This is a genomic window from Mucilaginibacter pedocola (genome assembly GCF_002013915.1).
Taxonomy (GTDB): Bacteria; Bacteroidota; Bacteroidia; order Sphingobacteriales; family Sphingobacteriaceae; genus Mucilaginibacter; species Mucilaginibacter pedocola.
Map to the genome: position 1 here is coordinate 110,274 of NZ_MBTF01000001.1, position 20,997 is coordinate 131,270.

At 48.9% G+C, this 20,997-nt stretch carries 13 protein-coding genes; 10 read left to right on the plus strand and 3 right to left on the minus strand.

Annotated features, from left to right (window positions below; translation table 11 throughout):
- Positions 1-86 precede the first annotated feature (86 nt).
- From BC343_RS00525 to BC343_RS00535, 3 genes are read left to right on the plus strand one after another with little or no spacing between them, the layout of a single operon-like run.
- Positions 87-3,431: a transglutaminase family protein gene (locus tag BC343_RS00525; RefSeq protein ID WP_078345765.1), complete on the plus strand. Its 3,345-nt coding sequence runs from the start codon at positions 87-89 to the stop codon at positions 3,429-3,431.
- 23 nt (positions 3,432-3,454) lie between these two features.
- Positions 3,455-5,992 carry a circularly permuted type 2 ATP-grasp protein gene (locus BC343_RS00530; protein ID WP_078345766.1) on the plus strand — a complete coding sequence of 846 codons (2,538 nt, stop codon included), beginning with the start codon at positions 3,455-3,457 and terminating at the stop codon, positions 5,990-5,992.
- A gap of 43 nt (positions 5,993-6,035) precedes the next feature.
- A complete protein-coding gene (locus BC343_RS00535; protein WP_078345767.1) occupies positions 6,036-6,908 on the plus strand; it encodes a transglutaminase family protein in 873 nt (290 codons plus the stop codon).
- A 96-nt stretch (positions 6,909-7,004) separates the two neighbouring features.
- On the opposite strand, the gene BC343_RS00540 is transcribed toward BC343_RS00535, so the two are convergent.
- Positions 7,005-8,108 (minus strand): zinc-binding metallopeptidase family protein, encoded by a 1,104-nt coding sequence (locus BC343_RS00540; protein WP_078345768.1) that lies wholly within the window; start codon positions 8,106-8,108, stop codon positions 7,005-7,007.
- Positions 8,109-8,411: 303 nt separating this feature from the next.
- Here BC343_RS00540 and BC343_RS00545 point away from each other — a divergent pair, with 303 nt between their 5' ends.
- Both BC343_RS00545 and BC343_RS00550 read left to right on the plus strand, forming a co-directional pair.
- On the plus strand, positions 8,412-8,753 hold the full coding sequence (locus BC343_RS00545) for a HopJ type III effector protein (protein ID WP_078345769.1): 342 nt from the start codon (positions 8,412-8,414) through the stop codon (positions 8,751-8,753).
- Positions 8,754-8,761: 8 nt separating this feature from the next.
- Positions 8,762-9,565: an SDR family oxidoreductase gene (locus BC343_RS00550; protein WP_078345770.1), complete on the plus strand. Its 804-nt coding sequence runs from the start codon at positions 8,762-8,764 to the stop codon at positions 9,563-9,565.
- A gap of 204 nt (positions 9,566-9,769) precedes the next feature.
- Here the strand turns inward: BC343_RS00550 and BC343_RS00555 are convergent, their stop codons facing one another.
- Both BC343_RS00555 and BC343_RS00560 read right to left on the minus strand, forming a co-directional pair.
- The gene (locus BC343_RS00555; protein WP_078345771.1) at positions 9,770-10,987 is read right to left on the minus strand and encodes an alkaline phosphatase family protein; all 1,218 of its coding nucleotides are present in this window, start codon (positions 10,985-10,987) and stop codon (positions 9,770-9,772) included.
- Positions 10,988-11,086: 99 nt separating this feature from the next.
- Complete coding sequence (locus tag BC343_RS00560) at positions 11,087-12,574, minus strand: PAS domain-containing sensor histidine kinase (protein WP_078345772.1); 1,488 nt, start codon at positions 12,572-12,574, stop codon at positions 11,087-11,089.
- 181 nt (positions 12,575-12,755) lie between these two features.
- Here BC343_RS00560 and BC343_RS00565 point away from each other — a divergent pair, with 181 nt between their 5' ends.
- The 5 genes from BC343_RS00565 (at position 12,756) to BC343_RS00585 (ending at position 20,944) form a co-directional block, all read left to right on the plus strand.
- Complete coding sequence (locus BC343_RS00565; RefSeq protein WP_078346462.1) at positions 12,756-15,608, plus strand: TonB-dependent receptor domain-containing protein; 2,853 nt, start codon at positions 12,756-12,758, stop codon at positions 15,606-15,608.
- 2 nt (positions 15,609-15,610) lie between these two features.
- The gene (locus BC343_RS00570) at positions 15,611-16,393 is read left to right on the plus strand and encodes a DUF4249 family protein (RefSeq protein ID WP_078345773.1); all 783 of its coding nucleotides are present in this window, start codon (positions 15,611-15,613) and stop codon (positions 16,391-16,393) included.
- A 167-nt stretch (positions 16,394-16,560) separates the two neighbouring features.
- Complete coding sequence (locus BC343_RS00575; protein WP_078345774.1) at positions 16,561-17,187, plus strand: hypothetical protein; 627 nt, start codon at positions 16,561-16,563, stop codon at positions 17,185-17,187.
- Between the two features lie 232 nt (positions 17,188-17,419).
- Positions 17,420-19,810, plus strand: a complete 2,391-nt coding sequence (locus BC343_RS00580) for a TonB-dependent receptor (RefSeq protein WP_078345775.1) — start codon at positions 17,420-17,422, stop codon at positions 19,808-19,810.
- Between the two features lie 9 nt (positions 19,811-19,819).
- Positions 19,820-20,944, plus strand: coding sequence for a PepSY-associated TM helix domain-containing protein (locus BC343_RS00585; protein ID WP_078345776.1), 1,125 nt, complete (start codon positions 19,820-19,822; stop codon positions 20,942-20,944).
- Positions 20,945-20,997: the final 53 nt, after the last annotated feature.

The following is a 20,997-nucleotide window of genomic DNA, read 5'->3' on the forward strand; positions in this document are numbered from 1 at the left end:
TTTGTTAGTAAAAACATAAAAATTAGACATATTTATTGCGAGTCCTATCTTGTTTGAGTTATATTAGGGCATTATAAGCAGTTCCTATGTCTATAAAAGTTGCCATCCGCCATTTTACCAGTTACAAGTATGATAAACATATTACGCTGTCACCGCAGGTTATCCGCCTAAGGCCCGCCGCGCATTCGCGTACCATGATCAAGGGCTATTCGTTGAAGATACTTCCCGAGAAACACTTCATCAACTGGCAGCAGGATCCCTTCGGTAATTACCTTGCGCGAATCGTTTTCCCCGAAAAGGTGAACGAATTTGTGATAGATGTAGAGGTGATAGCCGATATGGTGGTGATAAACCCCTTCGACTTTTTTGTGGAGGAATACGCCGTACATTACCCTTTTGAGTATGATGAGGCGCTTCAAAAGAACTTGGTTCCGTATCTCGAGGTGACCGAAAAAGGGCCCTTATTGATGGAACTGACCGAAAAGGCCAGCGACCTGCTAAGGAAAGACTCCATTACACAGGACTTTTTGGTGAAGCTTAATCAAATGCTTTACCGCGAAATATCCTATAACATCCGAATGGAGCCGGGTATACAAAGCTGCGAGGAAACCCTGACACTGAAGTCGGGTTCCTGCCGCGATACGGCATGGCTTTTTGTACAGTTGCTGCGCCATTTTGGCCTGGCAGCCCGTTTTGCTTCGGGTTATTTGGTGCAGCTTAGGCCGGATATAAAATCGTTAGATGGCCCATCGGGCCCCGAGCAGGATTTTACCGACCTGCACGCCTGGACAGAAGTTTACCTGCCCGGCGCAGGCTGGGTGGGGTTGGACCCCACATCGGGCCTGTTCGCAGGGGAGGGGCACATTCCGCTGGCCTGTACGCCCGATGCGCAGAGCGCCGCACCTATAAGCGGGATGGCTGAACCTGCCGAAACGGAATTTCATTTTGAGAACACCATTACCCGTATAGAAGAAAAACCGAGGGTGACCAAGCCCTTCTCTGACGAGCAATGGGATGATATTATGGCACTTGGCGATAGGGTAGACGAGGAGTTTGCTGCCAACGGTGTGCGCCTAACCATGGGCGGCGAGCCTACCTTTGTATCGGTTGATAATAACGAAGCACCCGAATGGAACTCCGCAGCCGATGGCGAACATAAACGCCGCCTCTCTAACATCCTCTTCCATAAACTGAAGGATGAATATGGCTCCGGCGCTTTGATGCAATACGGGCAGGGTAAATGGTACCCCGGCGAGCCGCTTCCCCGCTGGAAACTGGCCTGCTACTGGCGTAAGGATGGCATTGCCCTTTGGAACAACGATGCGCTGATGGCCGACCTATCGAAAGATTATGGCCTTACTGCAAAGAATGCGAAAAAGTTTATGCGCACGCTGGCCACTGAATTACATGTAGATAGCAAAAATATCAACCCAACCCACGAGGACCCTTTCTACTTTTTGTGGGAAGAAACCAAAACGCCGGTCAATGTAGATCCGCTAAAAGTCGACTTGAAATCGTCTTTAGAAAGGCAGAAACTTGCTGAACTACTAAATACCGGGCTGAATGAGCCGGTAGGTTTCGTGGTGCCTATTCGCTGGGATTGGGATAAAAATAACTGGCAAAGCTGTAAGTGGAGTTTCCGCCGCGAGCATTTGTTTTTGGTGCCGGGTAACTCGCCGGTAGGCTTGCGTTTGCCCTTAGATTCGGTGCAGCATACCGACCCCAATGAATTGGAAGAACTGCCGGAACGCGATCTGTTCGCCGATGTAGATGCATTGCCCGAAGGGGAGGAGCTTATCCCCAAAACAGGTGCCCGCTTCAATAACAGTAAAGTAATATTCAAAACCGCGCTGGTGGTAGAGGTGAGGCAGGGCAAGCTGTTCGTATTCTTCCCGCCCACGAGCTACTTCGAGCATTATTTATTCCTTGTTAACGCCGTAGAACGCACGGCCGAGAAATTGAAAATGCCGGTACTGATTGAGGGCTACGACCCGCCATCAGACAAGCGCGTTACCAAAATGATGATCACGCCCGATCCGGGGGTGATCGAAGTGAACATTCATCCCGCGGCAAGCTGGCGAGAGTTGGCGCATAATTACGATATCCTCTACAAAAAAGCAGCGGAGTCGAAATTGGCGACAGAGAAATTCAATATTGATGGGCGGCATACGGGTACCGGCGGCGGTAACCACGTTACGTTGGGTGGTCAGGTTCCGGCTGATAGTCCGCTACTCCGCCGGCCGGATATCCTGCGCAGTTTTATTACGTTTTGGCAGCACCACCCGTGCCTCTCGTATCTTTTCTCTACCCAATTTATTGGCCCAACCAGCCAGGCGCCAAGGGTTGATGAAGGCCGCGTGGAAACGCTTTACGAACTGGAAATCGCCTTTCAGCAAATACCCGAATACAACGAGAACGAGATGCCGTTCTGGCTGGTCGACCGTATCTTCCGCCACTTCTTAACGGACATTACGGGCAATACCCATCGTTCTGAGTTTTGTATCGATAAACTTTATTCGCCCGATTCATCAAGCGGCAGGTTGGGCATCCTCGAGTTCCGCGGTTTTGATATGCCGCCGCATTACCGCATGAGCATGGTGCAATTCCTGCTTATCCGCACGTTGCTGGCCTGGTTCTGGAAAACGCCGTACAACCATAAACTGGTGCGATGGGGTACCGAACTGCACGACCGTTTCCTGCTGCCACACTATTGTTACAAGGATATGGTGGAGGTGGTAGATAGCCTGCGCAACGCGGGTTATGGCTTCGATATTTCCTGGTTCGAGCCGTTCTTTAGCTTCCGTTTCCCCTTCCTGGGCGAGCTGCAGGTGGATGATATCAACATCGAAATAAAAATGGCCATTGAGCCATGGCACGTACTGGGCGAGGAAATGTCGAGCACAGGCACCGCCCGCTTTGTAGATTCATCGTTGGAAAGGATACAGGTTAAAATTACAGGGTTGACCGATTCGCGTTACACCTTCCTGTGCAATGGACTGAAGATACCGCTGAAAAGCACCGGCGTACAGGGCGAATACATTGCCGGGGTGCGTTACCGCGCATGGCAACCACCATCGGCACTGCACCCAACTATCGGGATAGACACGCCGCTGGTGTTCGATCTGTTCGATACCTGGACACAGAAATCGGTAGCTGCCTGCCAGTACCACGTGTCGCACCCGGGCGGCCGCAGTTACGATACTTTCCCGGTGAATAGTTATGAGGCTGAGGCACGCATTATATCACGTTTCTTCGATTTTGGGCATTCAGTAAATTTGGTGGAGCCGGCCGTAGCGCAGCAAACCGCGGGCGGCAGGTTTGTTACCAAAATGAACATTTTGCCGCAATACGTAATAACCAACGAGGTGGTAAGCCCCGATTACCCTTACACCATGGACTTGAGGCGATATAAAAATGCCAAAAATTTATAGCAGAAATTTGAGACATTTGGGCGATGATAGAGGAATACCTGCTGCAGGGGCGTAATACTGCCAAACCATCTTTTGATGAGCTTGCCGCTCCGGGTGGCCTTGTGCGCGACCATTGGAAGAAACTGGCCCATGCTTACGATGAGCTGGGTCTGGATAAAATGGAGCAGCGCAGCAGGGAGATAAGCCAGGAACTGCGCGATAACGGTGTTACCTACAACGTATACAGCGACCCCGACGGCATCAACCGACCCTGGAAGCTGGACCCCGTGCCCATGGTTTTTAGCCAGCAGGAATGGGAGCACATAGAGAAAGGGTTAAAACAACGCGCCGAATTGTTGAACCTGATATTGGCTGATATTTATGGCGAGCGCAAACTCATAAGCGAAGGTTTTATCCCTTTCGACCTAGTGTTTTCGCATAAGGGTTTTTTGCGGCAGGCCGATAAGGTAAAGGTACCCGGAAAGTTTCAATTGCTGCAATACTCCGCCGACTTAGTGCGTGGCCCCTTGGGCAAAATGTGGGTACTGCACGACCGTACCGACGCACCATCGGGCGCGGGCTACACGCTGGAGAACCGCGCCGCCATGACACGCGTATTCCCCGACCTGATACGCGAGAACCAGGTGCGTAAGATATCCTCTTACTATCAAACTTTAAAAAATACCCTAACGCGTTTATCCCTTCAAAATAAAGAGAATCCGCGTGTGGTATTGCTATCCCCGGGTACGGCTAACGAAACTTATTTTGAGCACGCCTACCTTGCTTCCTCGCTTGGTTTTACGCTTGCCTTTGGGCAGGACCTTACCGTGAGTGATGGTTACGTTTGGCTGAAAACCCTGCGTGGGCTTGAAAAAGTGGACGTGATAGTACGCCGTGTAGACGACGTGTTTTGCGACCCGTTGGAATTTATGGGCGATTCGCACCTTGGCGTAGTTGGGTTGATGGAAGCTGTTCGTCAAAAGAAGGTGACCATCATCAATCCGCTGGGCTGCCGTATACTGGAGAACCCCGGGCTGATGGCCTTTTTACCCCGCCTTTGCCGTCGCCTGTTGAACGAAGAATTGATATTACCATCGGTAGCTACCTGGTGGTGCGGACAGGAAAAAGAGAAGCGCTATGTGCTTGACAATTTGCCGTTCCTCATCGTCCGATCGATATACCGCAGTAACGAGAACCGGCCCTACATTGGCAGCGAACTCAGCAAAAAACAAATCGAAGACCTTAAAAAAGAAATTAATACCCGCCCGTACCTGTATGTGGCGCAGGAAGTGGTGAGTTTTAGCACTACGCCATCGCTTATTGGTAATAATTTGGAGGCCTGCAATGCTATTTTCCGCAGCTACATTGTGGCGGATATGGAGAAGCAGGAGTACCACGTGATGCCGGGCGGGCTGTCGCGTAGCTTCCCTACAAAAGGCGAGTTTATTATATCTAACCAATCGGGCGGTATTAGTAAAGATACCTGGGTGCTGGGCCCATCGCCACGAAACGAGAGCGTAGCACCCGTAAACCAACCTGTGCTAAGGCAGCTAAAAAATGTATTGCCGAGCCGCACCGGCGAGAGCTTGTTTTGGCTGGGCCGCTACCTCGACCGCGCCATTAGTAACGTGCGTATGATGCGCATAGTTTTGAAGATATACAACGAACGCGACGACGAGGTACACCCCGAAACCAACCAAACCCTGGTGATACTGCTGAAAAGCCTGAGTGCCCTGACGGGGACATTGCCGGGCTTTACCGCCATCGACCAGCTTAAGCTAAGGCAGCCTGAGCAGGAATTGCTATCGCTTGCTGTAGAAACCGCAAGGGCGGGTACATTGGCGCAGTCGTTGCAGTCCTTTCTCAGCAATGGTTACGCCGTGCGCGACAGGCTGAGTTTAGATACCTGGCGAATTTTGGACAGCATATCCGAAGAGTTTGAGCTGATGAAGGAGAATGGTAAGGATTTGGGTAAGATATACCACAACCTCGACCAATTCATTATTAAGTTGATGGCCTTTATAGGGCTGAATAATGACAACATGACGCGGGCATCCAGCTGGCGCTTGCTGAATATCGGGCGGTTTTTAGAGTCGTCGGTTAACACCTGTACCTTGTTGCAGGCAGCTTTGGCCAATAATGTTGCACCGGATGTAGAAAAGCAACTGATGGAACTGGTGCTGATGTGTAACGAAAGTTTGGTTACCTACCGCTACCTGTACCGCTCTACTTTGCAAATGCAGGGTGTAATTAACCTGTTGCTGGTGAACGAAGATAACCCCAAGTCAGTAGCCTTTTTAATATCTAAAGTTGATGAGCATTTGGCCCACCTGCACAACGGGCAACCTGATGGCGGCCTTAGCCCTGCGCAAAAGAAATTATTGGAAGCATTAACCATGATCCGCCTTTGCGATTTGAGCCAACTGATGGCATCGGGCAATAAAAAAGAATTGAGCGATCTGTTGGGGCGCTTAATAGTGTTATTGGGCGAGGCTTCTACCTTTATCTTCGAGAATTTCTTTAGCCCTACACAAAGCCAGTACAGTTTTGTAAAAAGCAACAACAGCCTGCCCGAGTTATGAGGACTATTGGTTTGAAATTGAATGCCCTAAGCAATAGCTTGTTATGAAATTCAGGATAACGCACATCACCCGCTACGAGTACCAATTACCCGTATCATTATGCCATAATTTGGTATACCAGGTGCCTGTTAACCATAGTTTTCAGCAGGTAGATAAGGTGAATTATAACATTCAGCCCGCGCCGCATTTTTTGGCTACGCGCGAAGATTTTTTCAGCAACAAATTCATCTACTTTTCGATAGAGGAGTTCCATAAAAACCTGAGTGTGGAGATAAAAAGCGAAGTAGAAGTTACCGAGCCGGTTTGGATAAACACCGTACCCAAAAATACCATGCCCTGGGAGGATGTGGCCATTTGGTTACGCAGCAGCGGCGCAGGCAGTGATATCAAGCAATTCTATCTCGAGTCGCCCCATATCAGCTTTATTCCGGGTGTTAAAGAATATGCTTTGGAATCGTTCACGCCGGGCAGGCCTATAATGGAAGCCATGCTGCACCTCAATTCGCGCATTTATAACGATTTTGATTTTACCCCAGGTTTCACCGACATCAGCACCAAACTGGAAGATGTTTTTTTATACCGAAAAGGTGTTTGCCAGGATTTTGCGCATTTTTCCTTAGCCTGCCTGCGTTCGATTGGCTTATCTGCGAGGTATGTAAGTGGCTACATAGAAACCCTGCCGCCGCCGGGCAAGCCCAAATTATTCGGCTCGGATGCATCGCATGCCTGGATAGCGTTGTACATCCCCGGGGTAGGGTGGGTAGAGTTTGATGCCACCAACAATATGCTGGTGAATACGCTCCATATCCGCACCGCTGTGGGCCGCGATTTTGCGGACGTAGCCCCGCTGAAAGGAATCGTTTACAGCGGGGCCGGCCAGCGAATGTATGTTAATGTGGATGTAAGCAGGGTTTGATTTGAATATCGAACGCCGAACATCGAATGATGAAGTGAAAAAACATGTACTTCATTATTCGATATTCGAAATTCATCATTCGATATTAATTTTTAGCTAATTCACCTTAGATGCAAAGCACACCTTGTGTATAAAGGCCAGCTTCTCTACCACTTTTGGCTGAATAACAAAAGGGTACAGATCGTGGTTGCCCATGCTGCGGTTAATGCTATTAATGGCAAAGGTTAGCGGCAGCCACATATCCAGCAGCTTTTCAAAGTTTTGCTGCTCATACGGTTTGGCTTTTATTACGGCGTTGGCATGATCGCTTTTTTCGGCTATGCGCGGGGCAACACTTACGCCAAAGGTATCTGCTGTTTCCAGTGTATCCATAATGTGCAGGTAATGTGCCCAGGTTTCGGCCCAGTCTTCCCAGGAGTGGGTAGTGGCGTATTCGCTGATGTAGTTCAGTCCCCAATCGGTCGGTGCGCCTTGTGCATAATGGCGTTGCAAGGCTTGTCCGTAATCCTCGCGTTCGTCGCCGAAGAGTTGGCGGTACTCGTCAATAAAGGGGCTGTTATCGATCAGCCTGTCCCAGTAATAATGCCCAACCTCGTGGCGGAAATGGCCCAGCAGCGTGCGGTAAGGTTCGTTCATTTCCTTGCGGAAAAGCTCGCGTTTGTCATCATCGGCTTCGTTGATATTGAGGGTGATCAGCCCGTTCTCGTGGCCGGTAAGTACGCGTTGAGCGGCATTAAAATCGGTTAGGAAATCGAAGCTAAGCCCTGTTTCCGGGTTCTCGAATTTGCTTACCAGCGGCAACTTCATTTCCAGCAGGCTATAAATAAGGCGGTGCTTGGCAGCTTCTATTAATCCCCATTGGCGCACGTATTCGGTGTTGGTAAGGTCGGGTACTATGTGGTTCAGTTCGCAGGCACGGCAATAGGTTTTGGGGCTTTCGGCAGGTATCAGCCAATTGCAAACGCCATATTGGTAATTGGCGCAGTACTTAAAGGCAGGTTTTGGGTTATTGCCGAAGAGTTTGCCCAGCAAAGGTTTCTTATCCGCAGCTTGTAGCGTATAGGTCATGTTCTCGCCCGGCTCCAGGGTTGCAAGGTTCAGGGTTTCTGGTATAAAACCAAGCGGGCTTTTGCAGCACTCGCAAAGGCTATTCTCAAAATATAATAGCTGGCCGCATTTGGTGCATTTAAATAATTTCATGGCAGATGTAGGGGCTTTGTTTTAGATAGCCAGCGTTTTAACAGTATTAATAGCTTAGGGTTTTAAAGAATGTGAAATGGGGGCTTTGGGTGTTGATGTGCGGTGGGCGGGCGCAATTCCTTCCCTGAGGAAGGAGGAGGAAAGGGTTAGCGGCAAAGCGGAGCCGTACAGCATCTCGGCTAACCCCTCCCAGCCTTTGCGCTCAGGCAGCCGCACCCCTCCCCAAGGAGGGAATTGTAAAATAAAACTGCACGACGTTTAGCCCCAATTTTTTTACTACTTTCAGCCCCATAATCTATCATCATGAATCCGGACTTAAACGCTTTACTTACAGCCTTAAAAGAAAATAACGTTGCCTTTAGCGAGGTGCTCAAATTCATCGACGAGCGCTATACGCATCAGCCAACAGCTTTCAAAAACGGCGAAACCTATAACGAAGCTACCCAAAACCAGGGCAGCGCACGTGTATTTGCTTTTGCAAAACTGAACAACCTCGATCAGGAAGATACCCTGCAACTATTCGCCGAACATTACCGCGATGTATTGGCTGACCCGGAAGGAACAGGGCACCAAAACATCCGCCAGTTCATGGCACATGGCTGGGCCGGGATAGTATTTGAAGGCGAGGCGCTTACCGCTAAATAAAGCAAGCCATGAAGGAAGGATTTAAAGATAAGGTAGTTTGGATAACCGGTGCATCCTCTGGTATTGGCGAGGCTTTGGCTTACGCTTTTTCGGCGCAGGGGGCAAAGGTGATCATTTCCAGCAGGAGAGAGGCCGAACTGCAACGCGTGAAGAACGCCTGCGCAAATCCTAATCAAGTACAGATCCTTCCTTTAGACCTTACCGATACCGCCGGGCTGGAAGCCAAAGTGCCGGCAGCTATATCCCTGTTCGGGCATATCGATATCATGGTCCACAACGGCGGCGTAACCACCCGCGGGCTGGCAGTTGATACCGCAATCGACGTGCATCGCCACGTTATGGAATTGGATTACTTCAGTTACATCATCCTTACCAAGGCGTTGCTGCCGCATTTTATCGAACGCAAAACCGGGCATTTTGTGGTGACCAGCAGCGTGATGGGTAAAATTGGAACACCGTTACGTTCGGCCTACGCGGCGGCCAAGCATGCTTTGCACGGGTATTTCGATTGCCTGCGCGCCGAGGTGACTAAACACGGCATCAAGGTAACGTTACTTACGCCCGGCTACATTCGTACCAATATTTACCTATCTGCAGTAACAGGGGATGGTAAAGTATTTGGTGACAAATCCGAACAAATAGATAATGGGCTACCTGCCGATAAAGCCGCTATGCAAATATTAAAAGCCGTTAAACGCGGCGCTTACGAATCCTACATTGGCAAATGGGGCGAGGAGAAGCTGGCTTTGCTGGTGAACAGGTTGCTGCCATCGTTGCTTATAAAAATCATCCCCGGGAAAGAGCCGAAGTAGGAGAGGTATTCTTTTGGCGCTATCCTTATATGAAGAACGCGGGACGGAAGTGCGATTCCTTCCCTGGTCCGAAGGACTCCTATGGAGGGAAGGAGGAGGTAGGGGTTATTGTATATGCAAAGACACACAGCGTATCGGCTAACCCCTCCCTGCATTTGCGCACCACCGCCGCACCCCTCCCCAAGGAGGGAATTTTGAAGAATCCTACCAATATTTCTTATCCAACAACCAAACGGCCAGATCCTTATTGTAATTAAAATATGATTCCCCGGGCAATTTACCCGCAGGGTTGATAATAATTACCGGCACTTTTATTTCATAAACCGAACCATGGCTACGGTAGGTGGCAGGGAGTTCCTCTTCGGCATGGCCTTCCAAATCGCCAAATACAGTTGTTGAATCGCCAAAGGCTACCAAATCGCCTATGCGGTTGGCCGGTAAGGGGTATTGTTTGGCGGCTTCTGCTTTGGTGTATACGCTTTCGACGCCCTTTATTTTTGATAAAGCCTCCTTGACATTTGTTGCATCGGCTGTATTGTTAAGGTAGATATACGATGCGCCACCGAAACCGCGGTGATGCTTCAGGTATTTATCCTTCTCGGCGCTTAGCGCGGCTTTCACTTTTACATTTTGCAGGAGCAAGGCTTTCTCTATATCAACGCAACGGCTTTTGTGGTTTACGTCGTGGTCGGCCGTGATGAGGATGGTGGCATCGGGCGCAACTTCGTGTATCTTTTTAAGGTAGCTATCGATAGTGCGGAGGTGTTTTATAGAGCTGCTATCGCTGGGTGCCCAGGTATGCATGGGGTAATCGGTAGTGTGCAGGTAGAGGCAGGCAATATCGGGGTGGTTCTCCAGCAGATAAATACCGGCTTGCATGGTCCAGTAGTTTACTTCGGCGCTGTAAATGGGGGCGGGTTTGCCTATGCGGGCTATCCAGGTGCTGTCGGCGGTTTCGGGAGATAATACAATATCGGCACCGGCAGGCAATAAAGTAGTGCTCTTTTTCTTGCTCGATATTAATGCCGATTTGATGCCGTAGCCCTTTAATTTTTGGAAGATGGTAGGGGCAAGCACCAGTTTTTTATCCTCCAGATATTCGCCTTCACCCTTTTCGTTCAAATAGTAATTGCCGCTGATACCGTTCACCTCGGGGAAGGTACCGGTGGCAATGGAGGTGTTATTAGCATTAGTAACCGTAGGCATCATGGCATTAACCTGTTTAAAAAAGCCGCCGTTGGTTATCATGCTTTTGAGGTAAGGCATGGGGGCGGTGTTAAAATAACTCATGCCGAAGCCATCCATCATAATAATTACCACCCGCTTGCCGTGGTTAAATATGATGGGCTTGCGTTGGGCAAGCGTGAGCTGGCAACAGAACAGGCAGGCAATTAGCAGGCCAAAGCAGTAAACACGTTTCATGAGCTATTTTTTCGCGAAGTTATCCGCAGAAAGTATAGATGCGATAGGTAGTAAAAAGATTTAACGGGATGGTAATGCCGGCTTAATATAAGAGTGATTTTATTCTGCTTTGTGCACCGGCAAAGCAAAATAAAAGGTGCTCCCTTTACCAGGTTCACTCTCGGCCCAAATTTTGCCGCCATGCAGTTTCACAATTTCCGAACAGAGGTAAAGCCCGATGCCAAAGCCTGCGATATGGTTGGCCTCTGCCTCTTTTACGCGGTAATAGCGTTCGAATAAACGCGGTAGGTCATCTTTACTGATGCCCGCTCCCTCGTCATGCATAGCTATTTCCACCCAATTGCCGCTCAGTTTAGCATCTACGCGTATGGGCGAACCCGAAGGAGAATACTTTACAGCGTTGCTAAGCAGGTTGTTGAATACCTGGCTTATTTTTTCGCGGTCGGCATTTACCGTTAGGCCAGTTTGCGATTCAAACTCAATAGAGTGGGTCAGGATGCTTGCTTTCGCTTCATCTTCCACCTCCTTCATCAGAGCCGCAATATCAAATACCTCGTGGTCTATCTGTATCCGCCCCGATTCTAATCGCGATACATTCAGGAAGCCGTTGATCATGCGTGTCATTTTACCCAGTTGTACCCCGGCCCGGTCAAGCATGTCGGCAGCAACCGTGTCATTATTTTTAGCTGCCCGTTTTTGGGTGATCTGCACATAGCTTATCACCGAGGTAAGCGGCGTTTTCAGCTCGTGGCTCACCATGCTTATAAAATCGTTCTTGCGTTGCTCGTTCTCCTTTATATCACTGATATCCCGTGTAGTACCTGCAATGGCTTCCACCTCTCCATCGGCATTAAAAACCGGCGAAAAAATATAATCGTACACGCGCCTGCCCAGGGTGGCATGCGGGAAAGCGACTTCGCCGCGTATGGCTTGTTTGGTAGCAATTACGTGGTCTATCTCTCGTTCGTGCATTTCGGCATGCCAGGGTTCGTAACCGTTATCGAGCAAACGTTTGCCCACGGCCTCGTCCCAGGTTTTCCCCCACATGGTAAGCAAGGCAGGGTTAGCAAAGGTAAAAACGTAATTGGGGTCGAATACATACACAAGGTCGGGGGTGTTAGATGTTACTATCGCGTTCAGGCGCCTTTGCTGCTCGGCTTCGTCGCGCGCACGTTTCAGGTCCTCTTCCATACGTTTGCGCGGCGTAATATCGCTCGCTGCGCCAAACCATTCCACAATTTCGCCATTATCGCCCAGTATTGGTACCGCTTTAGACGATGTCCAGCCTATGGTACCGTCGGCCTGCAAAACACGATGCTCTAACTGGAAAATATGCCTGCCGCGTATGGCGTCGTCAATGGCATCTTTCACAAATTGCTGATCGATAGGGTGGATGTATTTAGGCATCCAATCGGTAAGCGGTTCGCCCACGCCTGATAAAAAATCTCCGCCTTCCAATTGCCGCAGTACGGTCCAATCGGGGCTCATGCGATACACCACATCAGAGGTGGCCATTACCAGCGCACGAAACCTTTCCTCACTTTCGCTAAGCTTTTTGAGGTTATCTGCTGGTAAATGATGTGCCATGCGGTTTTATAATGGTGGGGCTAAAGTATTCACAACGCTTTATTGGGGTAATAGTTCTGTTGTTTGGAAGATATATTCTGTTGCGGCGGCCTTTCGCCGATACAACCCGCCTGTTAATCGGCACTTGATCGCACAGGATGCGGTTTTAGAACATCTTAGAGCACCCAAACGCGTTTACTCTATGATCAGAAAGGTACTTTACACAATCCTTATTGCATTTTCCGCAACTTACGCCCACGCCCAAAACCAAAACACCACTGCCCGAAAATTAAAAACCATCCGCGTCGACCATTTTTTTACCTGCACGCTCGACCAAATGATGGACACCCTCGCCGAGAAATACGATATCCCCATTGTTTACGAGCGCGACTCGCTGATGCAAATGGATATTACCGAACACTTTTTTGATGAGTCTTTACGAGACGTACTCAAATTTGTTTGCCGGGAAAACCATCTGCAATATTGGATAGAGAACGACGGCACGCTGTACATACTACAGCAGCCAGACGATCTTTCGCGCCTGAAGTTGAAAAACTCGCTCAACCAAATGGCCCAAAGTTTTAAGCCGGTGATTGTGCCCCCCGCCATTAATATACCGCAGCATTTCAACTTTGCCATTACGGGGCGCGTTACCGACCAAAAAACGGGCGAGGCCTTACCCGGCGCAAGTGTGCGCATCAGGGGGACGGGGCTTAGTACACTCACCAATACCAGCGGATCCTTTAGTATATTAAACGTGCCGAATGATACCGCCTTGGTAGATGTAAGTTTTATGGGCTACCAACCCGACGTTTTCAGGTTAGATAGCACCAGCCGCAACACTGCATTGAGTTACGGGCTTTTCCCTTCGCTTAATACCCTAACACAGGTAACTATTACCGAAAGAAAGAAAGGCGTATTAAATACTGACAGCAAGAAAGTGAGCGTGGTGCAATTGACCCCCGCCTTGTTAGATAAACTGCCCAACGTGGGTGAGAAGGATATCATGCGCTCGTTGCAACTGATGCCGGGCGTGGCCGCTACCAACGAATCATCGTCGGGTATCTACGTCCGCGGCGGTACGCCCGACCAGAACCTGGTGAGCTTTGATGGCTTTACTATTTACCAGGTAGATCACCTCTACGGTTTTTTCAGTGCGTTTAACAGTAACGCCGTGCGCGATGTGGAATTATATAAAGGCGGCTATTCGGCCAAGTATGGCGGCAGGCTATCAAGCGTTACTGATATACGCGGTAAAGATGGTAACCGCAAAGAAGCCAACATAGGGGGCGACTTAAGTTTACTGAGTACCAATATTTACGCCGAAACGCCGGTGGGCGATAAGTCGTCGGCATTGGTGGCTTTCAGACGTTCGTACCAGGGGCCTTTGTATAACAAATTGTTTGGCCAGTTTAACACCAGCACGGCTAATACAGGCGGCGGCGCTATGCGCGGCGGCCCGGGTGGTGGTGGTTTTGGCGGCGGGGGAGGCTTCGGCGGCGGCGGTGGTTTCAATAACCAGGTAACGCCATCGAGCTACTTTTACGATCTGAATGCTAAGTACACTTACGCAGCATCTACAAAAAATACTTTCAGCTGGAGTTTTTATAAGGGTAACGATGTGCTGGATAACAGCCGTGAGATGACCTTGCCTTCCTTCAGTACCTCATCGGGTGGTACGCTGAACATTACGGATAATACGCGCTATGGCAACACCGGTACCAGTGTTAAATGGAATACCTCGCCATCGCAAAAGCTGTTCGGCAGTACCGTACTCAGTTATTCGAGCTTTTACAGTGATCGCGACCGTGGTACCACCGGCAGCATAACGGATAGCGCCTCTACAGTAACCATTAATAACGGCATACTGGAAAATAACCGCCTGAAGGACGCAGGCATTAAAAGCGACTGGGAGTGGAACGCCGCCGGGAAACTTAAAGTGCTGTTCGGTGGTTCGGCATCGCACCTTGGGATAGATTATACTTATTTGCAGAACGATACCAGCCTGCTGATAAACCAGCACACCAAAGGTACTACCACCATGGGCTATACCGAACTGGAGTGGGAGCCAAGCGATAAATGGCATATTCAGCCCGGCATCAGAGCCACTTATTATTCGCCTACGGGTAAGGCTTACGCCGAGCCAAGGCTATCGGCCATATACCACCTTACCGACCGCATTAACATCAAAGGCGCAACGGGCAGGTTCTACCAGTTCAGTAACCGCGTTATCCGCGAGGATATTGCCGGGGGCGACCGTAATTTTTGGGTAATGGCCAATGGCAGCACCATCCCAGTAGGCCGTGCCGACCACTTTATATTAGGCGCCAATTACGAAACCAACAACTGGCTGTTTGATGTGGAAGGTTATTATAAAAACCTTACCGGCCTTACCGAATATACGCTACGCCAAACGGGCGGCGTTGGCCCGGGCAGTGGCTTTGGTGGCCCGCCGGGAGGAGGCGGTTTCGGTGGCGGCGGTACAACAACCACCAGCATTACCGAGAATTTTTATAACGGTACCGGTTTTGCAAAAGGGGTAGAGTTTTTGCTGCAAAAGAAAACAGGCAACCATACCGGCTGGCTCAGCTATACCCTCGCCGAAGCTAAGAATAAGTTCGATGTATATGGTGTAGATTATTTCTCGGCAGCGCAGGATATACGCCACGAGTTTAAGGCCGTAAATATGTACCACTTGCAGCGCTGGAGTTTCGCGGCAACCTTTATCTTCAGTACGGGGCACCCTTACACCGCACCCGCAGGTGTGTACACCATCAACACTGCCGACGGCCGTACAATGAGCTATTTATCGGTAAGTGAAAAGAATGGCGAACGCCTGCCTGCTTACCATAGGTTGGATCTATCGGCAACGTACGATCTGCTGCGTACTGATGCCTCTAAACTGGGTAGCATAAGCTTCTCGTTGTTCAATGCTTATAACCACCGCAATACCTGGTACAACGAGTATTATATACGCAACAGCCAGGTGGTAACCACAACCGTAAAATACCTGGGCTTTACGCCGAACATCACCCTTAGCCTAAAACTGAAATAAACATGACTCGAAATATATTCTACTTCATCATAGCCCTTATAACCGTCGTTAGTGCCTGCAAAAAGGATGATAACGCCGCCATTGCCGAAAGACCCGTGGTAGAAGCTTACCTGCTGGCCGGCCGCCCTATCAGCGTTAGAGTTTACCAGCAAAAAGCATTCAGCGATACTGCTACCTATGGCCCGTTACTGAGCGGCCTGCAATTACAGGTGAGTGATGGAAGCCAAACTGTGAACCTTACCGAAAGCGCTACCGGTACATATACCTATGCCGATGGTGCATTTTTACAAGCGGGCAAAACTTACACACTACAATTCACTTACAACAGCATCGCTATTAGTGCCAGCACAGTTATGCCGCAGCCAACAACGGGTTACGCAACATCCTTAACCAACCTGAGTGTGCCCAATGAGCGCCGCGACATTGCCGACAGTGTGGCCGTAACCTATACCTGGAACAATCCTGATTCGCTCTACCACATCATGGCCTTCAAAAACGATGAAGTGACCCCTTACTTCATCGGTGGCGGTTTCAACACGCCGGCAAACTTTACCGTAAATACCGAGAAGGCAGCCGTTTACCAGGCCAAGTACCGCTCGTTCAATTATGTGGGTACTTATAAGGTGATACTGTTCACCGTGAACGAGGAGTATATTAAAATGCTAACCAGTAACACCAACACATCCTCGCAAAAGTTGGATAACCCGCCGGGGAATATCGTTAACGCCTACGGGATATTTACCGGCATGCAGGCAGATACGCTGGGGCTGGCGATAAACCAGTAGGCAAGATAAATATCTTATGGAAGCCGTTTTTGTTGAGGAAAACGGCTTTTTTGTTCTGAAAATCAGGTTGCTGCGTTGTATCTGCAGTTGAGGTGTCAACATTTTCTCCCAGACGATGTTAAACTTTCGGAAAATAATCCGACCGAAATAATAATTAAGCAGATACTATGAAGAAAGTTTTTCTATGCCTTACACTGGCCGCGGCAATTTCCGCCTGTAAAAATAAAACCACCCCGGCTACCGAAACAGCCGACACAGTGGCTATCAAAACTACTGAAACGCCGGTTGCCGATACCACCTTTAACATTGATGCCATTGCAGTGAGTGATAAAGATTTGGGCACCTTCCCATTCCTGGCACCGCCGCCAACTTACTCGTATAATTATCACCAGGAGGCCGATCCAAAAGATATTAAAGCGGTAGATAAAGAGTACATGGCCGTAAATGGTAAACTGATAGCTCAGGAAGGAAAAACCTTCAAAATAAATATTGAAAGGCCGCGCGAAGGCGATAAAAAGTTTGATGCTGCCGAAGTTCAAAAGTACTATGAAGACAAAATACTGTCGTTAGGCGGCGTACAGGTAAACAATGTGGAAATAACAAAAGCCGAATACGAGCGTGTTGGTGAAAAAGAACTGATAACCAACAATTACGGCAGTACCCTCGACCCAAACCTGCTCGACCGCATTAAAACCTATGTTATTAAAACAAAGGACAAAGTAGTATGGATACAACTATGCCTGCTGAATGAGGAGAGCGGACATATAGCGGTGCTGGAGCAAAAAGTAGGGTAGAGAAAATAGCCCTTTTTTTGAAAGTCGGTCTCTGAAAAGGGAGCGGCTTTTTTTGTGATGAAAGATGAACAGCGCAACTTCGGGGTGAGTATGCCTCGCTATTATTTTTACAGTGGCATACTCTTACAATTATGTAAAAGCCGCTGGGGTATGAATGTTATTATTTTTAATCAATCTAATTAAGATTAATTCATACCTTTGCCGGTGTATTACGTACACTAATTAATTTCTTATGATCAAACGATTATTCTCCCTTATCGTGCTGTTCATTTCCCTGAGTTTTTCAGTTACCGCATTTGCCCAAACCTCGGGTAAAATTGCGGGTACCGTAACCATGGTAGATGGTAGCCCCCTTACTTCAACCCCCGTTTCTATTGTAGGTACCTCACGGTCGACCCTTACCGACGAAAATGGTAACTACGCTTTTAATAACGTTGCACCGGGCAATTATACCCTTAAAATACAGGTATTCGGCGCGCCAGAAAAAGACCTGCAGGTACAGGTTGTGGCCGACCAAACGGCAACTGCTAATTATCAACTGCCTGCCGAGAACGTTCGCGCTTTGCAGGAGGTAACCGTATCGGGCAGTACCAACAAATTCGCCAAAAAAGAAAGTATCTACATTGCGCGTATGCCGCTTAAGTTTGTGGAGAACCCGCAGGTATACAACTCGGTGCCTAAAGAGCTGATACAGGAGCAAATGGCTACCGATCTGGCAAGCATCGCTAAAAACGTACCCGGCGCTGGTATCCCTACCATCGCTAACCAGGGTAGAGTAACCTTCCTGTCGCGCGGTTTCGAGACTGAGCCAAATGCACGTAACGGTGTTGCCGGTGCGGCCTTTTCGTCTATCGATCCGGCCAACCTGGAGAGGGTAGAGGCCATTAAAGGCCCGTCGTCTACATTGTTCGGTACCAGCATTTCCAGCAGCTATGGTGGTTTGTATAACCGTGTTACCAAAAAGCCTTACAACGGCGTTGGCGGCGAGGTTGGTTACACTGGTGGCAGCTGGAACTACAACCGCTTAATGGCCGATGTAAATGCACCTATCAACGCAGAAAAAACGGCACTGTTCCGTTTAAATACTGCTACCACTTTCCAAAAAAGTTTTCAGGATCTTGGCTTTACCAACAACATCAGCTTTATGCCAAGCTTCTCGTACCAGGTAACCGACCGCCTATCTTTATTGCTTGATGTTGAGTTCGGGCAGGAGAAAGGTACTTCGGTAGTAAGGTTCAACCCGTTCACCGGCGGTACCAAAGTGCGTACCTTGAATATCGAAACCATGGGTTTCCCATACAAAAAGACTTTCCTGAGCAACGACTTGCCGTACTCTACCCAAATGCTGAACATCTTCGGGCAGATCAATTACAAAATATCATCGCAATGGACCTCGCAAACCGTGTTCTCGCGTGCACGTTCAACCATAAACGGATACATCACCGCGCTTAACGGCCGTACCGATACCAGCTTGCGTGCACAGGTTATTGCGGGTAACACTTCGTTCATCGCTACCGATCTGCAGCAAAACTTTATGGGCGATTTTAAAATTGCCAACCACCGCAACCGTGTGGTATTAGGTTTAGATTACTACAACAACTCTAACAGCTTTGATAGGGTAACGGTTAACAACCTGCCAACCGTAAGCTTCCTGAACACGCCATCTACCTACCGCATCAGCCGCTTTAAAATAGATTCGCTTACCAGCACCGGTACGCTGCGTAAAGAGAACAATGGCGATAACACTTATGCCGCTTACGTTTCGGATGTATTCAACATCACCGACAGGTTATTGGTTATGGCCAGCTTAAGGTTAGATCGTTTCCAATACCAGGGCGTTTACAACATTGCTACCGGTGTTACCGCAGGTGGCCTGGGTGCTAATGGTACACAAGTTGGTCCGTACGGACAAACCGCTCTCTCGCAAAAAATGGGTGCCGTTTACGAAGTGTTTAAAGACAACCTATCGGTATTTGGTAACTACATGAACGGTTTCTTCAACAAAAGCGGCGTATTTGCTGATGGCAGCCAGTTCAAGCCCGAGCATGCCAACCAGTTAGAGTTCGGTTTAAAAGGCGACTTATTCAACCACAAATTGGTAGGTACCGTTAGCTACTACGACATCCGCGTGAAAGATATCATCCGCCCTGATCCGAACGATATCAACTACTCTATACAGGATGGTACGCGCCTGAGCAAAGGCTTTGAGATAGACCTGACCGCTAACCCTTTCACCGGCTTTAACATGGTAGTTGGTTATGCTTATAACGATAGCAAGCTTACCCAATCTGATGCTTCTACCAACGGTTTGCGCCCTGCTTATTCGGGCCCGGCGCATATGCTCAACTTCTGGGCAAGCTACCGTTTGCCAAAAGGCAACCTGCAAGGCTTAGGCCTGGGCTTCGGTGGTAACTCTGGTAGTTCATCTTACAACATCAATACTACTACGCTTAAGGTTATTGTACCTGCGTATACTGTGTTGGATGCTACCGTGTTTTACGATCAGCCTAAATACCGTATTGGCTTTAAGGTTGACAACCTTACCAGCGATAAAACCTGGAGCTTACGTTTAACGCCGCAGGCACCTGCACGTTTTACCGGCAACCTGATATTAAAATTCTAACTTTGCCGAATGTTTAAAAAAGTTATCAATTGGTTACACCTTTGGCTTGGCATCGCTTCCGGGCTAATACTTATAGTTGTGGCACTTACCGGTGCTCTGCTCACCTTTGAGGATGAGTTGGAGCCCGTTTTGTTCCGCAGCAGCCAGGTAGTTACACCGGCGGGCCAAAGGTTAACTGTTGATAGTTTGGTACAGGTGGCCAACACGGTTTTTAAAGATAAAAAGGTAAGCCGCCTGATCATCCCCGCCGAGGCCGATCGTAGTATTGAGGCCCGCATAGGCGAGAAGAAAGGCCTAAAAGTAGCCTACCTAGACCCCTACACAGGCAATGTGCTTTACAAAGGCAAGTACGACGGGCAATTTTTTCAGCAGGTGCGTAGCCTGCACCGTTACCTGCTTTTGGGACCAACGGGAAAAGTGATCACCGGCATCTCTTGTTCTATTTGCTTATTTTTAACTATCAGCGGGCTCATCTTATGGTGGCCCGCTAATAAAAACGCCGTTAAGCAGCGCTTTAAAATAAAGTGGAACGCCAAAGGCAAGCGCCTTAACTGGGACTTGCACGCCGTAAGCGGTTTTTACATCTCGATATTTTTGCTGCTGATAACTTTAACAGGTTTTGTTTGGAGCTACGATTGGGCCGAAAACCTGATATACAAACTGGCCGACGGCAAATTAGAGAAGGAAGCCAAGGTAAAAAACAAAGCTAAGTTGAAAGTAGCCGAAGCCGGTATTTACCAGCTAATGTTCAATCAAATGAACAAGGCCTACCCGTACACTGGCCGGGTGGCTTTTAACCTGCCTGCAAAACCTGCCTTGGCGGTAACTGTACAAAAAGAACCCGAGGAAACAGCAGTTAGGCACGTAGATGCCGCCTTTTTCGATGGGCATACCGCTGCGCTGATAAAACAATTGCCTTACGAAAAACTGAGTGATGGCGCTAAAATACGCCGTATGATATTGCCTATACATACCGGCAGCCTGCTGGGTTGGCCAACCAAACTATTGTACTTAATAGTGAGCCTGTTTACGGCGAGCCTTCCCATAACCGGCTTTTTAATTTGGCTGGGGAAGAAAAAGAAGAAAGCAAAACCCGCGCGCAGGCGCAAAGTTGCCGAGCCTGCATTGGCTTAATGTTAAAAACAAAACGGCCCGCTATTTATTTGGTGGGCCGTTTTTGTTTATCA